We start from the raw sequence: 13624 nt of genomic DNA, 5'->3' as shown, positions 1-13624 counted from the left end.
GGAAAAAAGGTGAATAAACGGTTTTTCATTTTCATTCTATTCATCATCCCTTTTATCGGCCAGCTTGCTTTGCTTCCCTTCGTAAACAGGATCCAGCCGATATTGTTCGGGCTTCCGTTTTTCCATTTTTGGCTCGCATTATGGATCGTTGTGACGCCAGTGATTACGGTTACCGTTTATAAATTGGAAAAGAAAAACGGAGGTTATGAATAATGCAAGGAAATGTAACAGCGCTTTTGATAACGGCCGGCATTATCCTGACCGTTGTCTGTATCGGATTTCTTGCCGGCAGCAACAAGCAGTCGCGCAAATCGGTTGAAGAATGGTCTGTCGGAGGCAGGCGTTTCGGAGGGCTTCTCGTTTGGTTCCTCGTCGGTGCCGACTTATACACGGCCTACACATTTTTAGGATTGACAAGCACCGCTTTTACGGGCGGAAGCGTAGCTTTCTTTGCGATCCCTTATTCGGTTTTGGCGTATTTTATCGCATACTTCTTTCTGCCGAAACTGTGGCATGTCGCAAAGGAGCATAAATTAACGACGCTCGCCGATTACGCGAGAGAACGCTTCAGCAGCAAATTGCTGTCATCGCTTGTCGCGATTGTCGGCGTCCTGATGCTGATTCCGTACATTTGCCTGCAGCTCAGCGGAATTCAGGATACGCTTCAGGTCGCGGGAACAGGTTATATCAACGTCAAAGCCGTCGTTATCATTTCTTTTATTCTTGTCGCGCTTTATACGTTTTTCAGCGGCATCAAAGGGCCTACATATACCGCTATTATAAAAGATATTTTAGTTTGGGTGATGATGCTGTTTATGGTCGTCTCATTGCCGCTCATCCATTTCAACGGCTGGACGCCTATGATTGAAAAGCTCGCAAGTGAAGCGCCGCACATGCTGACGATTCCTGCAGACGGTCCGAAAGGGATTTCCTGGTTCATCACCGCTTCCATCGTGTCCGCCCTCGCTTTATTTATGTGGGCGCATGCGGCAACAGGGGTATTCACGGCGAACAGCGCCGATGCCCTCAGGAAAAACAGCATGTTTCTGCCGCTTTACAACATCGTGCTGATTTTGGTGATCTTTCTCGGCTTCATCGCGTTTCTCGTACTTCCGGACAGCATCAATCCGAGACTTGCGCTGCTTTATTTGATTCAAAGCTCTTACGGAGGTGTCACCCAAGGCCTTGCTTATTCAACCATCGCCCTGGCGAGTCTCATTCCGTGTTCGATTATGGCGATCGGCGCTTCCAATTTGTTTGCCAACAATTTATACCGTGATTTGATCAATCCCGGTGTGTCAGGGAGCAAATTGACATTGGTCACCCGCTCCATGGTATTCGTCGTCATCGGCCTTGCGCTTATATTCGGCATGCTGTTCCCGGCGGCGCTTGTGACGCTTCAGCTCCTCGGCGTATCCGGCATGGTGCAGATTTTCCCGGCGATCGTCATCAGCTTATTCTGGAGAAATCAGACAAAAGAAGCGACCATCATCGGACTTTTGATCGGCCTTGCCGTTACATTTACGGTGTATTCGACCAAGGCATCCTTCGGGATTTACGAAGGCTTCTGGGGACTTGCGGCCAACCTCCTGTCCGTCGTGATCCTTAATCCGCTGTTCGTAAAACGCGTAAAATCGAATTCCGTCATCAGCTATCTGTTTGACAAGAAGAACAATGTACAAAAAAGCGCCTAATGAAAAAACCCTTACGCCTTTAAAAGCGTAAGGGTTTTGTTTATTTTTCCTTTTTGACGATCTCGATCGCTTTTTCGAGCTGTGTATCGTGTTTTGAAAGCTTATCCTGAAGCTTTACCGTCATTCCGCTCGTCGTTTCTCCGGTTATGATTCCTGTCGTTTTGAGCTTTTGATCGCTCTGGAACGCTTTAACGGCTTGAACCGTCTGATCGTCGAACGAGCCCGTTGGTTTTACATTATATCCGAGAGCCTTCAGCATTTTTTGGGCAACTTTTACTTCGTCACCCGTGCTGCCTGACTGATACTTTTTCTTTGGATCGAGATACGGCAGTTTGGCATAGCTAGGAAGCTCGGCTTTGTATTGCGGTTCGATCCCTTTCTCATGAATCCAGTTTCCGTTCGGCGTCAGCCATTTGGCGATCGTCAGCTTCACGGTAGATCCGTCAGAGAAGTTTTCCGCATTTTGGACGGTTCCTTTTCCGAACGTTTTTTCGCCGACAATCGGGATGCCTGAAGCCTGGTGAAGTGCTGCCGCCATAATTTCCGCCGCGCTCGCCGTTCCGCCGTTTACAAGGACAACGGTCGGCTTGGTCACTTTGCGTTCATTTTCGGCTTTGTATACTTCTTTCGTTCCGTTTTTCGGTTCCACCTGCATAATCGTCTTGCCTTTGTCGACAAACAGATTGCTCATCGTAATCGCCTGATCCATTAAACCGCCAGGGTTTCCTCTAAGATCTAAAACGAACCTTTTCGCTCCTTTTTCGGTCAAATCGTCAATCGCTTTTGTCAGTTCTTTTGCCGTATTTTCAGAGAATGACGTGATTTGGATTTCACCGATATTGCCGTCGATCATTTTTGAATAAACCGTTTCGACCGGTATCGTATCCCGCTTAATGGTGACATCGATTTCACCGACGCCTTCCCTTTTCAGCACAAGCTTGACATCCGTGCCTTTTTTGCCGCGAATCATCGCAACTGCTTCATTGACGGTCTTTCCTTTGACGCTTTTGCCGTCGACTTTCTGAATTTCGTCATGCGGCTTTAAGCCCGCTTTTTCTGCGGGGGAGCCTTTTATCGGCGCGACGATTAAGATTTGTCCATTTTTTTCTTCCACTTGGGCGCCGATTCCTTCAAAAGAAGAAGTAATGCTTTCCTCGAAAGACTGCGCTTCTTTTTTATCCATGTATGTAGAATATGGATCACCCAAAGCCTCAAGCATTCCTTTTATCGCCCCGTCTGTGAGCTTTTCATCGTCGGCTTTTTTGTAATAATCGCTCTTGATCTTGTCGTAAGCGGCCATCAGCTTCTCAAATTTTTCGCTGTCCGCCGAGGAATAAGCGGATCCGCCGTTCCCTTTGCCCACTATAAAAAGCGTGAGCGCCGATGCGGCGACAGCCGTAACGAGTACGATCAAAAATAGTTTTAACTGCTGTTTCAAACGAACACCACCTTTTCTTCTTACCATATTATCACGGACGATTCTTTATTCGTCAACTCGGATTACTTGAAATTGGGCGATTTCCGGCCCTCCGGCGTTAAACCGATATGTTTATGTCGCATATGCATACAAAAAGGAGGGATTTAATTTTGAGCGATTATTTAGACATGCTGGCTTATTTCGGCGTTTCCGGCGCTCATCCGGGCGGCATGGCGCTGACGAAGGCCGTCCTCGCCAAAGCCGATATCGATCCTGAACTCCCGATTCTTGACGCCGGCTGCGGTACGGGCCAGACCGCAGCATACTTGGGACATCTTCTGTTTCCTGTGACCGCTCTTGATTCAGACGCGGTCATGATCTGTAAAGCGAAAAAAAGATTTGCGGATGAAGACTTGTCCATCCCTGTCGTACATTCTCAAATTGAAAAAACGCCGTTTGAATCTGACAGCTTTGCCTGTGTATTGTCGGAATCCGTATTAAGCTTTACAGACATTGCTTCATCACTCGCGGAAATCCGCCGGATTTTGAAGCCTGACGGAAAGCTCGTCTGTATTGAAGTGTCTCTCGCCGATGACAGTCTTTCAAAGGAAGAGAAAAAAGAAATCAGCGATTTTTACGGATTTACCGCATTGTACACGGAAGACGATTGGCTGCGCGTACTCCGCGGTTCCGGTTTTTCGCAGATCGAGACGATCGGCGCTGCCTTGGAGGCAGCCAATCCTGAAGATAGCGTGACAGAGATGAACCTGTCGCCTGACATTCCGGAAAAAACCTATAAAACAATGGAAAAACATCAGCAACTGCTGGCAACATATCAGGGGGCTCTCAATCCTATTATTTTTGTGTGCCGTCCATAAACCAGCGTTTGTCTTGCTTCTTTCGTCCAACCTTTTCTATCAATTGCGCCATATGCTGAAATAGAGAGCATACTAGATGAAAGGAGCATGTAAATGGAGCGTTACTATAGAATTTGCAATCAGAATGTCGGCAAAGTGGCCAGAATCACTGATAGAAGGGGCCGCTTCCATGTCGGCAGAATCGTCCGCGTCACGCCGCAAAAAGTATTTATCTCCCCGATGATCAGAAGAGGTGCTCCCGGTTACGGCTACGGCTGGTGGGGAGGCTGGGGATGGGGCTGGGGTGCTGCCTACGGCATCGGTCTCGGCTTGATCACCGGCATTGCGCTTGGAGGCTTATTTTTCTGGTAAGTCAAAAAGGCCGGTATTACTCGGCCTTTTTGGTTTTCGCCGCGCTGTCTCACAAAAAAGAGCTTTCGCGCCAAGCGCGAAAGCCTTTTTTTATATTTTCTTCACTTTTTTAAAGTACTCTTCAAGCGTCAGATTATGCTCTTTTATGACTTTGGCAGCCTTTTTGCCGACATAGCGGAGATGCCATGGTTCATATTCATATTTCGTGATGCTTTCCTTCCCTTTAGGATAACGGATGATATAACCGTATTTATAGGCGTTTTCATCCACCCATTTGCCGTCTTTTGTGTTGATGAAATCTTGAGAGAGGGCATAGCCCATGCTCTTTGAGGAAATATCCATCGCAAGCCCGGTTTGGTGTTCGCTCTCTCCCGGATACGCCACGGCTTCTTTCGCCTTCTTCTCGCCCTTTAAGCTCACTTCGTTGTCATAGATCGTTTTTTGTCTGTCGTATGACCTGTATCCGGAAACGGCTGCAAGCTCATAGCCTTGTTTTTTTGCAGCGTTAAACAAGTCTTCCAGCGCATCTGCCGCTTCCTTCCTAATATAGCGTTTTTCGATATCCTCCTTAAAGGAGAACTGAACGTTCGGCACCGTTAAATCCGCAGGTTTGTAATCTCCCGGGAGCGCGTATTCTTTATTGACAAGCGCCAGTATGTTTTCCGGATTTTGAATGGTCGGCAGACCGTTGACTTCTTTGAGTTGATTGAAATATTTGCTTTCAAGCACAAATTCCTGATCGCTGAGATCGCTTTTCGGGCTGTCCGTCTTTTGCTCTTTGTTCACGTTAGATACGTTTTTCGTATTCGTTGTATCCGGCTGCTTCTGTTCTGTCATCGAGCATCCTGTGCCCAGCAAAACCGCTGCGCTTAATAGAGATGCAATCGATGCGTATTTGTACTTTCTGTTCATTTCATATCCTTCCTTTTTCTCGCTGAAAATTATAAGGCGGTGTCCAATGCAAGCAGAATCATGTCATTAAATGTCGTCTGCCTTTCTTCAGCCGTCGTTTCTTCTCCTGTAATGACATGGTCGCTGACCGTTAAAATCGACAGGGCTTTCCGGCCGAATTTTGCCGCCAATGTGTAAAGCGCCGTCGTTTCCATTTCGACCGCCAGCACCCCGTGTCTGGCAAGCTTTTCGATTTGGCTGTCCTCATTATAAAATTGATCAGCCGTAAAAACGCTTCCCGCCGTCACCGGAATGTTCCGTTTTGTCGCAGCATCATAGGCCGCTTTTAAAAGTCCGAAATCAGCGCACGGAGCAAAGTCGATTTGTCCGAACGCCACCCTGTTGATTTGCGAATCAGTGGAAGAAGTCATCGCAAGGATCACGTCTCTTACATTGACATCTTTTCTGATTGCGCCGCATGATCCGACGCGAATTAAGTTTTTCACATCATAGCTGTTGATCAATTCATTTACATAAATCGAGATGGACGGAACACCCATGCCCGTTCCCTGCACGGAAACGCGCTTTCCTTTATAAGTTCCCGTAAATCCGTACATGCCGCGCACTTCATTGTAGCACTCGACATTCTCTAAGTATGTATCTGCAATGTATTTTGCACGAAGCGGATCTCCGGGCAGCAGCACCGTTTCCGCGATTTGCCCTTTTTCCGCGCCAATATGTACGCTCATGATTATTCCTCCTGCCTTTTAAAGCTGACTGATAACTTATGGTGGAGCATCTGCTCGCATTATGTATTATAAACCAATACAACGGAAAAAGAAAATAAAGGCATGTGTCATGCTCTCTCCAATAACTGTCATGTTTAAAAAAGACAAGCATATCTTAAACAAGAATCATTCCGATTAAATTAAAGGGTGGGGAAAACCATGTTTCGGACAATCAACGGTTATATCATCGATTTTACCGGGATACTGGCAATCGGGGTATTCGTATGTCTTGCGGCAATCGGAGAATCGCTGGCGGAGAACCTTCCTTTTGAAGTGTCTTCGTCCATCGTGCAGCTGAACACGATCTTTATCAGCGTTTTAATTGAGGCGCTTCCTTTTGTTTTAATCGGGGTATTCATTGCCGGCTTTATTCAGATTTTTGTAACGGAAGACCACCTACGCGCCCTTATGCCGAAAAACAGGTTTTCAGCCGTCTTTGTCAGCTGTTTGTTAGGGGCGTGCTTTCCGGCTTGTGAATGCGGCATCGTACCGATCGTCCGGAGGCTTGTCGCCAAAGGCGTACCGATTTATGCCGGGGTCGGCTTTCTGTTGACAGGGCCGCTGATCAATCCGATCGTTATTTTATCGACCTATATGGCGTTTGGCAATGATGTGCGAATGGCGGTCTTAAGAGTTGCCGCCGGTTTCGCCGCTGCGTTCTTGATCGCTCTTGTCATCAGTCTGATATTTCGATCCAGCCAGTTAAAGGAGAAAAGCAGCAAAGATGATCATGAACATGCCCTTCATCCCTCTCCTTTTTTGGAACGGCTTTATCATGTGCTGACACATGCGATTGACGAATTTTTTGATATGGGCAGATATTTGGTTGCCGGTGCTCTAGTCGCCGCTCTCGTTCAAACGTATCTGCCTTTAAAATCGCTGTTCATACACGGAGGCGGGGTGCTTGATGCGAGCCTCATCATGATGGCGCTGGCATACTTTTTGTCTCTCTGTTCGGAAGCTGACGCCTTTATCGGCGCATCTTTCAGGAGCCTGTTCCCCGAAACGGCCATCCTCGGGTTTTTGGTATACGGACCGATGCTTGATTTAAAAAACACGATCATGATGCTCAGCGTATTTAAACCAAAATTTGTATTGTGCTTAGCGGCGCTGATCACCCTGATTGTCTATATTTGTGTGAAGATCGCTGTCTTTTTATAGAAAAAAGGGGGGATTTGACATGGTTTTTCAGGCGCAGCAATTTTTGCGCGCCGTCATTTTGGCGGCCTTTTCAGGATATATTTTTAAAATCCATCATACAGGAGAGATCAGAAGGTTCATCAATCCGAAATACGAATATATGAGCCTGATTGCAGCCGGTGTATTTACTTTGCTGTTTCTCTTTCAACTGACACGGGTTTGGACGGTTCACAAGGAAAAGTGCGGGCTGTCCTCATGCGGGCATGACCACGGCAGATCGAAGCCTTTTTTGGTCAAAATGGTTCACTTCGGAGTGATTTCCCTGCCGCTCATCACCGGTTTTGCGTTTGCTCCTGCAGTTTTGAACTCATCTGTCGCAGCAAATAAAGGAACGATGCTCGCCAAAACAGATGCCTCAAACAGCGGGCATGTGACAACGCCCGGAATCGAAAAAGGCCTGGAGGAATCCGCCATTTCACAAACGGCATATGACCGGAAAATGGCCAGGTTCAAGCACTCGAATCCGCTTGTGATGAAAGGCGATATGTTCGCCGAATATTACGGCGACATCAGTGAAAACCTTGATGATTACGAGGGAAAAGAGATCATCGTCCAAGGCTTTGTCCATAAAGAAGGCTCCTTGAAAAAACAGCAGATCGTCTTATCCCGCTTTCTGATTACCCACTGTATCGCTGATGCAAGCCTGATCGGCTTTCTTGCCGAATGGGACGGAGCGCATCTTGCAGCACCGGATACATGGCTTGAAATAAAAGGAACGATCGGCAAGGCTTCGTTTCAAGGAAGCACCGTCCCGGTCATCAAGGTTCGAAAACAGACCGCCATAAAAGAACCGGCACATCCGTACGTATATCCCGCGACAATTCAGATGACAGAATAACCCGGGATAAAACCGGCGCTGTTTAGTCATCCTATTGGTTAGGAAGGAGGTAATCGAGCAATGGGCAAAAAACAGCGCAACAGAGTAACCGGCCAGAAAAAAAACAACCACATCCCGACCAAGGATGTGATTGCAGCGGAGGAAGCGCACGAAAAAGACTTCAGCGCCAGAAAGCGAAAAAATACTACGTAAAAAAACTGCGGTTAACGCTTCCGCAGTTTTTGCTTTTTCAGGATGATTGCAGCAGAATGCGGTTGATTTTGCTCCAACCCGTTGGCAGCAGTTTATAATAGGTTTTTCCCTTTCTTCCCTCATCAATTAAAACGATATCGCCCGTTGCGAGAAACCTTGCCTTATAATCGTTCGGCACCGTGTCATATACATTAAAGGTCGAAAACGTACGCTCCAATACATCCTCATGGGTTCTGCCGTTTATTTCAGTCCTGTACACCATCTCATATCCCTTCTCTTCACCAAAGCGTGGCGTCTGAAAAATCGTCACATCGTAAGCTGTCAGCTTCTTTTTAAACAGTTGGAAATTTAACGGCAACACGATCCCTCCCTTTTTTTATTATATTGGCGTTTCGCTTTTCGATCCCTTTGACTACTTTTGTCGAACGAGCGGGAAGTTTTCGGCAATTTTCCCGAAGATGACAAACAGCGCAAAACCGAGGGAAACTCCGCCTATTACATCGGTTGTATAGTGGACGCCGAGATACATGCGGCTGAATCCGACCAGTGTGATCAGCACCCCTGTCCACACCATGACAGACGTTCGTCGCTTTTTGAAAAACGGCACATGCGTCAACAGGAGATAGGCGATGAATGGATACATGGCCGCTGCATTCATTGAATGACCGCTCGGAAAGCTGAAGGATGTCTCGGAAATCAGCGGGCTGAGTGACGGGCGCTCTCTTGAAATCCAATCTTTCAAGCCTTCATTGGCCATTCTTTCCGCAAAAAATAAAAGATACACATACAATGAAGCCCCCGCTTTCTTATAAACGGCAAGAATGGCCGTCAAAAGCAAAAGCAGAGGCAGGATGATCTTGCCTGATCCCAAATGGGTCACCATGTTGAACAGCTGTGTAAGAAACGGCTGCCTGATGATTTCGACAGCCTGAAGAATGTTGACATCGACTGATTGAACGGCAGGAAAGCGGATGATGACGGCTGCTATGATAAATAGAACAGCCGAGATGATTGCTTTGTACATAAAACAGCTGCTGCCTCCTTGACCATTTTGTTAACATTGTATATCGGGCCTTGGTCAGCGGGCAACAAAGAAAGACCGCAGCCTGCGAGGCTGCGGTCTTTTCGTCTTAATCCTCTATATGCTCATCTATCATGCATTTTTCAAGCAAATAATCAAAAGTGATATCGGCAATTTCGAACAGTTCGTCCTCGCTCGGTATGTAGCCTCTTCTCGTCAGCTCAAGATAAAAAAAATCAGCGATTTCTTCTGTATCTATCATAAGCTCAATTTCTTTCACTTTGATCGCCTCCTTATTCTGATGTATGAGCTGTCTTCCGGTTTTATAACCGGTTTGTCATAATGTTTGTCCCCTGTCATATACATGTTGTAACAAAAACAAAGCCAAGAGGGGGAAAGAAAAATGATACGGAAAGCCGTTGAAGCGCTTGACGGAGAGCATTTTGATCAAATCCTGGGGAAAGTCTTGCGAGTAATGTCCGGATTGATTTTGTTCGGCTGTTTTCCTTATTTTTTATTTTTGGTGTTTTTCAGCTGAAATATTCCTTCAGGCTTCCCAACACAAAATCCATCATATCTTTATATTCCTCATCCTGAAACATTTCATACAATACTTTATAGTCGTTGTAGATATCGAGCAGCTCATCCACTACAACAGAGGCTATTTTCCGCTCTTTTTCCTGCTCCTCGCTATCGCCCGCAAAAGGCAGGAACACCTTTTCTGTCAGCGGTTCATCGAGTTCCTGTCCCACTTCCCCCACATAATGGACAAAAAGAAGCTGATGAACAAACTGGTCCATTTCGTATGTTCTGAGAACAAGGGTCAAATCCTCTTCCTCCGTCTCAAGCCATTCGCCGTCTTTCAGACGGATCAGTTCATATATAATGTCTTCCCAGCCGTCCTCTACATATCTCCATATTTCGGTTCTGTGGCCGGTGATCTTAAACAATTCTTTGCCGTAGTTTTTCACATACACGACATCCCCGATTAAAAATTCATATTCGATATCAAGCTTTTCCGTCTCGACGATGACTCCGTCGTAGTCTTTATAAAGCTGTAAAGAAGTCTCAAAATAAAGAACTTCATTATGATTAACTTCATACAGAAAGTGTTTGTCGATTTTATGAACCTTTGTAATCGTGCCGACGGTACCGTACATAACCACCACTACAACATCCCCGATTTTATATTTAGGCGCGTTTGACTTCATGCTGATTCCCCCCTGCCTGAAAGCTTCCGTCTTACGCTTATCGTATGCGCCAGGCTGTCAATTCGCATGGGCAGGGATACAGAGCGGCGACGAGTTTTCCAAAAAGCCCTCGCGGCGGCCTGAAACGACAAAAATGCCGCATGACTCTTGTCTGCGGCATTTTTATTGCTTTGTTTCCGTTATATATTTTTCCCAAGCTTCATCAAAGATCGTCATTGATGATAAATAATCCACATTGAGCTCAAGATACGAACTGATTTCATCGTACCGATTTGATGCCTTGGGAAACCCGTGATCAAGGTAGGCGTGATTGGCGAAATCGCTGATATCGTCTTTCGGCTTTGGATGGCGGTATTTCATTAAATAAGGGTAAAAAGATTTCACGGTTTCCCCTCCTGTCTCTTCTGTTGTTGTTCTATTATACAGCTCAAATGAAAAAATACAAACGATAAACCGTTCTCCGATATGTAAAAACCGGCTCAGAAAGCCGGCTTTACGAAGAAAAATCAAAGTAGTTCCGCTTTAAAATGCGCTCGGTTTTCATAAGCCCTTCAAACGACACCGTTGAAGGCAAAGTTTTTGTATCGATGAGAAACAGCTGGTTTTCGATATCTTTTATAATATCATCTTCCTGATACACCATCCCGCAGCTTTGGCATTTGACCGCGGGCGTCTCCGTAATTTCAACCGCTTTAGTTCCGTCAGGAAGTTCCCAGTAAACGGTCGTTTGACCATGTTCGGCCTTCGGTTCGCCGCACCAGTCGCAGCGCTTCATTGGGCATGCCCCTCAGCTTCCGCTTCTTTCTTTTGCTGGGCGAGAAATTTCTTTTCTTTTAATTCGTCCCGTTTCGCTCTGCGGCTTTTCAATGTTTCGTGGTCAGGCCTTTCCGCATAGCTTTCCCTTCTTTTTAAACGGTTCAATCCTTCAGGTGTATAGGAAAGGGTGCGATCCTCAAATATGGCGGAAATTCCGATGCGTTCTTTTTCCTTCAGCACTTCAGGATAAATTTCGCCGAAATATTCGTCCGCTCTTCCCGGCACATAGTTTTCAGGCTCCGGATATGAAGTGATGACCCCTTCAAAATTGCGGAGCACCACTTTATCAGGGCTTTGCGAAATGAGGTAGTTCGGCTGGATGGAGATCTTTCCGCCCCCGCCAGGTGCATCAATCACAAAGGTTGGAACGGCGTAGCCGCTCGTGTGTCCCCGCAACCCTTCGATGATCTCAAGCCCTTTTGAGACCGGCGCCCTGAAGTGGCCGATTCCTTCAGACAAATCGCACTGATAAATATAATACGGACGGACCCTGATTTTCACCAGATCATGCATCAGTTTTTTCATAATGGAAACGCTGTCATTTATGCCCGCCAAAATAACGGCCTGGTTGCCGACCGGCACGCCGGAATTGACAAGCTTTTCGCATGCTTCCTTTGCTTCCTCCGTAATTTCGATGCTGGTATTAAAATGCGTATTCAACCACACGGGATGATACTTTTTTAAAATGTCGCATAGCTTGTCGGTTATCCGCTGGGGAAACACGACAGGCGCCCGCGTCCCGATCCGGATAATTTCAACGTGCGGTATGGCGCGAAGGTTTTTCAAAATGTATTCCAGAATCTGATCGTTGATCAGCAGTCCGTCGCCGCCTGAAATGAGAACGTCCCTGACTTCAGGCGTGTCGCGGATATATCCGATCGCCTGGTCAAGCTGCTTTTTTGGCACGCCCATTCCGATTTGGCCCGAAAACCGCCGCCTTGTACAGTATCTGCAATACATCGAGCATTGATTTGTGACGAGAAACAGGACACGGTCAGGGTAGCGGTGGGTTAAACCGGGGACTGGCGAATCTTCGTCCTCCTCAAGGGGATCTTCAAGGTCGTATTTTGTTTTATGCATTTCTTCGGAAAGCGGAACGGACTGCATCCTGATCGGACAGCGGGGGTCATCCGGATTCATGAGCGAGGCGTAATAAGGCGTAATGTTTAAGGGAATCGTTTTCGTGGACAGCCGCACCCCCTCCTCTTCTTCTTTTATCAGGTTGACGACTTTTTTTAAATCGTCGAGGGTTCTGACCGTATTTGTCAGCTGCCATATCCAATCATTCCACTTTTCCTCCGGCACATCCTTCCAAAGTTCAATCTCCTTCCAGTGCCTTTTCGGCTTGAACAGACCGTTTGTCATCTTTCATCCCCCTATCAGCATTTTTCCTTTTACTTTCCAAGTTATGTGAACGGCAGGGAAAGTGACTCTTCATTTTGAAAAATAATCCCGGCCGAATCTGAGCTTTCCGCCCGGATTTGTCATTTCAGGCGGACGGCTTAAATTTTTGCACCAGATGTTCATGTTCTCCAAGCTTTTATAAATGAAGCAATTGTTCGCCAGCCGGCCTCTGTATCGGTACGATAAATGGCAAAGCGTGGCGTTCATCCCCAAAGAAGCGGCTCTTGCAATCGAAAAAACATAAAAGACGCCCGCCTGCTTCAATTCGGCTTCAAGCGCTGTAATCAGGCGCTTTGTCAAAGAAAAACCGCGGTGTGAAGGAAGAACTGCACAGTCAGTCATTTCCGCATTCCTGAGCGTTTGGTTGACGTCAGCACAGGCCGCTGCGACAAGCTTCGTCTGATCAAAGGCGAGGTAGTATACGGCTCCTTGCGCCATCGTCTTTTTGATATATGCAGGGTCTGTAACCGGCGCCGGATAGACGGGGAATACGTCTTGATAAAGCTTTGCCAAAAGGGGGGCATCGCCGCTTTCGGCAGGCCGGATGAAAAACGGCGTCTGCTTTTTTTCCAGCGGAGCCGGGGAAAGAAACAGCTTCCTGAGCATATCATCCTGAGCGAGCCAATCGGCTGTGTTTCGCCTGTTTTGATTCAAATATTGGACAAGCACGGCTGCATCATGGCCGTTATAATATCCGTCAATCTGTCCTTCCGGCTCAAACAAATGCTCCAGCAAACCGGCCGTGTCGTTTTTTTTCGCAAAAATGATGATTTTCTCAATATCATGTTCTGTTGCCGTCTCCATCATATCGAGGAAAAAAGAACAGACATCCCCCTCATAATTGATGATTCTGATTCTTTTATTGAAAAGATCGAGATCAAGCTCAAGCCGGCAGGTTTCATTTTCCCATTTTTTGATCATGT

19 protein-coding genes are annotated in these 13624 nt (G+C 46.7%); 8 read left to right on the top strand and 11 right to left on the bottom strand.

Going from position 1 to position 13624, the window contains the following annotated elements:
- Nucleotides 1-9 precede the first annotated feature (9 nt).
- Together NSQ39_RS08430 and NSQ39_RS08425 are read left to right on the top strand one after the other, a co-directional pair.
- On the top strand, nt 10-213 hold the full coding sequence (locus tag NSQ39_RS08430) for a DUF3311 domain-containing protein (protein ID WP_046129574.1): 204 nt from the start codon (nt 10-12) through the stop codon (nt 211-213).
- Nucleotides 213-1694 carry a sodium:solute symporter family protein gene (locus tag NSQ39_RS08425; protein WP_175075055.1) on the top strand — a complete coding sequence of 494 codons (1482 nt, stop codon included), beginning with the start codon at nt 213-215 and terminating at the stop codon, nt 1692-1694. Before NSQ39_RS08430 ends, NSQ39_RS08425 begins: the two co-directional genes overlap by 1 nt.
- Nucleotides 1695-1734: 40 nt before the next feature.
- Here the strand turns inward: NSQ39_RS08425 and NSQ39_RS08420 are convergent, their stop codons facing one another.
- Nucleotides 1735-3132, bottom strand: coding sequence for a S41 family peptidase (locus tag NSQ39_RS08420; protein ID WP_046129575.1), 1398 nt, complete (start codon nt 3130-3132; stop codon nt 1735-1737).
- Nucleotides 3133-3281: 149 nt separating this feature from the next.
- Between NSQ39_RS08420 and NSQ39_RS08415 the strand changes: the two genes are divergently transcribed.
- Together NSQ39_RS08415 and NSQ39_RS08410 are read left to right on the top strand one after the other, a co-directional pair.
- Entirely contained in the window at nt 3282-3989 is a 708-nt protein-coding gene (locus NSQ39_RS08415) for a class I SAM-dependent methyltransferase (protein ID WP_175075054.1), read from the top strand.
- Nucleotides 3990-4082: 93 nt separating this feature from the next.
- Entirely contained in the window at nt 4083-4340 is a 258-nt protein-coding gene (locus tag NSQ39_RS08410; protein ID WP_046129577.1) for a hypothetical protein, read from the top strand.
- Nucleotides 4341-4430: 90 nt separating this feature from the next.
- On the opposite strand, the gene NSQ39_RS08405 is transcribed toward NSQ39_RS08410, so the two are convergent.
- Nucleotides 4431-5252 carry a M15 family metallopeptidase gene (locus NSQ39_RS08405; protein WP_046129578.1) on the bottom strand — a complete coding sequence of 274 codons (822 nt, stop codon included), beginning with the start codon at nt 5250-5252 and terminating at the stop codon, nt 4431-4433.
- A gap of 29 nt (nt 5253-5281) precedes the next feature.
- Nucleotides 5282-5980 carry a purine-nucleoside phosphorylase gene (gene deoD, locus NSQ39_RS08400; RefSeq protein ID WP_046129579.1) on the bottom strand — a complete coding sequence of 233 codons (699 nt, stop codon included), beginning with the start codon at nt 5978-5980 and terminating at the stop codon, nt 5282-5284.
- 198 nt (nt 5981-6178) lie between these two features.
- Between deoD and NSQ39_RS08395 the strand changes: the two genes are divergently transcribed.
- From NSQ39_RS08395 to NSQ39_RS08385, 3 genes are read left to right on the top strand one after another with little or no spacing between them, the layout of a single operon-like run.
- Nucleotides 6179-7180: a permease gene (locus NSQ39_RS08395; protein ID WP_046129580.1), complete on the top strand. Its 1002-nt coding sequence runs from the start codon at nt 6179-6181 to the stop codon at nt 7178-7180.
- A 19-nt stretch (nt 7181-7199) separates the two neighbouring features.
- Nucleotides 7200-8057, top strand: a complete 858-nt coding sequence (locus tag NSQ39_RS08390) for a TIGR03943 family putative permease subunit (RefSeq protein WP_046129581.1) — start codon at nt 7200-7202, stop codon at nt 8055-8057.
- A 60-nt stretch (nt 8058-8117) separates the two neighbouring features.
- Nucleotides 8118-8249 carry a hypothetical protein gene (locus tag NSQ39_RS08385; protein ID WP_096891842.1) on the top strand — a complete coding sequence of 44 codons (132 nt, stop codon included), beginning with the start codon at nt 8118-8120 and terminating at the stop codon, nt 8247-8249.
- A 37-nt stretch (nt 8250-8286) separates the two neighbouring features.
- Here the strand turns inward: NSQ39_RS08385 and NSQ39_RS08380 are convergent, their stop codons facing one another.
- From NSQ39_RS08380 to NSQ39_RS08370, 3 genes are all read right to left on the bottom strand, one after another.
- Nucleotides 8287-8607, bottom strand: coding sequence for a YodL domain-containing protein (locus tag NSQ39_RS08380; RefSeq protein WP_046129582.1), 321 nt, complete (start codon nt 8605-8607; stop codon nt 8287-8289).
- A gap of 54 nt (nt 8608-8661) precedes the next feature.
- Nucleotides 8662-9273, bottom strand: a complete 612-nt coding sequence (locus tag NSQ39_RS08375) for a phosphatase PAP2 family protein (RefSeq protein ID WP_175075053.1) — start codon at nt 9271-9273, stop codon at nt 8662-8664.
- A 106-nt stretch (nt 9274-9379) separates the two neighbouring features.
- On the bottom strand, nt 9380-9550 hold the full coding sequence (locus NSQ39_RS08370) for a YozD family protein (protein WP_175075052.1): 171 nt from the start codon (nt 9548-9550) through the stop codon (nt 9380-9382).
- A 123-nt stretch (nt 9551-9673) separates the two neighbouring features.
- Here NSQ39_RS08370 and NSQ39_RS08365 point away from each other — a divergent pair, with 123 nt between their 5' ends.
- Complete coding sequence (locus NSQ39_RS08365; protein WP_046129584.1) at nt 9674-9808, top strand: hypothetical protein; 135 nt, start codon at nt 9674-9676, stop codon at nt 9806-9808.
- On the opposite strand, the gene NSQ39_RS08360 is transcribed toward NSQ39_RS08365, so the two are convergent.
- From NSQ39_RS08360 to ablB, 5 genes are all read right to left on the bottom strand, one after another.
- Nucleotides 9801-10481 carry a hypothetical protein gene (locus tag NSQ39_RS08360; RefSeq protein WP_046129585.1) on the bottom strand — a complete coding sequence of 227 codons (681 nt, stop codon included), beginning with the start codon at nt 10479-10481 and terminating at the stop codon, nt 9801-9803. The two genes, NSQ39_RS08365 and NSQ39_RS08360, sit on opposite strands and share 8 nt — an antisense overlap.
- A gap of 162 nt (nt 10482-10643) precedes the next feature.
- Nucleotides 10644-10865 carry a YozE family protein gene (locus NSQ39_RS08355; protein ID WP_341014515.1) on the bottom strand — a complete coding sequence of 74 codons (222 nt, stop codon included), beginning with the start codon at nt 10863-10865 and terminating at the stop codon, nt 10644-10646.
- Between the two features lie 109 nt (nt 10866-10974).
- Nucleotides 10975-11256, bottom strand: a complete 282-nt coding sequence (locus NSQ39_RS08350; RefSeq protein ID WP_046129586.1) for a YokU family protein — start codon at nt 11254-11256, stop codon at nt 10975-10977.
- Nucleotides 11253-12662 carry a lysine 2,3-aminomutase gene (gene ablA / locus NSQ39_RS08345; protein WP_046129587.1) on the bottom strand — a complete coding sequence of 470 codons (1410 nt, stop codon included), beginning with the start codon at nt 12660-12662 and terminating at the stop codon, nt 11253-11255. Before ablA ends, NSQ39_RS08350 begins: the two co-directional genes overlap by 4 nt.
- A gap of 69 nt (nt 12663-12731) precedes the next feature.
- Nucleotides 12732-13622 carry a putative beta-lysine N-acetyltransferase gene (ablB, locus tag NSQ39_RS08340; protein ID WP_175075051.1) on the bottom strand — a complete coding sequence of 297 codons (891 nt, stop codon included), beginning with the start codon at nt 13620-13622 and terminating at the stop codon, nt 12732-12734.
- Nucleotides 13623-13624: the final 2 nt, after the last annotated feature.

The organism is Bacillus sp. FSL W8-0848 (assembly GCF_038007805.1).
GTDB classification, from domain to species: Bacteria; Bacillota; Bacilli; order Bacillales; family Bacillaceae; genus Bacillus; species Bacillus glycinifermentans.
This window is presented reverse-complemented; position numbering and strand designations above follow the sequence as displayed.

Coding starts and splice junctions, on each gene's coding strand:
- NSQ39_RS08375 (WP_175075053.1), bottom strand. CDS start 9,273: ATGTACAAAGCAATCATCTCGGCTGTTCTATTTATCATAGCAGCCGTC.
- NSQ39_RS08395 (WP_046129580.1), top strand. CDS start 6,179: ATGTTTCGGACAATCAACGGTTATATCATCGATTTTACCGGGATACTG.
- NSQ39_RS08405 (WP_046129578.1), bottom strand. CDS start 5,252: ATGAACAGAAAGTACAAATACGCATCGATTGCATCTCTATTAAGCGCA.
- NSQ39_RS08350 (WP_046129586.1), bottom strand. CDS start 11,256: ATGAAGCGCTGCGACTGGTGCGGCGAACCGAAGGCCGAACATGGTCAA.
- NSQ39_RS08425 (WP_175075055.1), top strand. CDS start 213: ATGCAAGGAAATGTAACAGCGCTTTTGATAACGGCCGGCATTATCCTG.
- ablA (WP_046129587.1), bottom strand. CDS start 12,662: ATGACAAACGGTCTGTTCAAGCCGAAAAGGCACTGGAAGGAGATTGAA.
- NSQ39_RS08410 (WP_046129577.1), top strand. CDS start 4,083: ATGGAGCGTTACTATAGAATTTGCAATCAGAATGTCGGCAAAGTGGCC.
- NSQ39_RS08385 (WP_096891842.1), top strand. CDS start 8,118: ATGGGCAAAAAACAGCGCAACAGAGTAACCGGCCAGAAAAAAAACAAC.
- NSQ39_RS08365 (WP_046129584.1), top strand. CDS start 9,674: ATGATACGGAAAGCCGTTGAAGCGCTTGACGGAGAGCATTTTGATCAA.
- NSQ39_RS08360 (WP_046129585.1), bottom strand. CDS start 10,481: ATGAAGTCAAACGCGCCTAAATATAAAATCGGGGATGTTGTAGTGGTG.
- ablB (WP_175075051.1), bottom strand. CDS start 13,622: ATGATCAAAAAATGGGAAAATGAAACCTGCCGGCTTGAGCTTGATCTC.
- NSQ39_RS08390 (WP_046129581.1), top strand. CDS start 7,200: ATGGTTTTTCAGGCGCAGCAATTTTTGCGCGCCGTCATTTTGGCGGCC.
- deoD (WP_046129579.1), bottom strand. CDS start 5,980: ATGAGCGTACATATTGGCGCGGAAAAAGGGCAAATCGCGGAAACGGTG.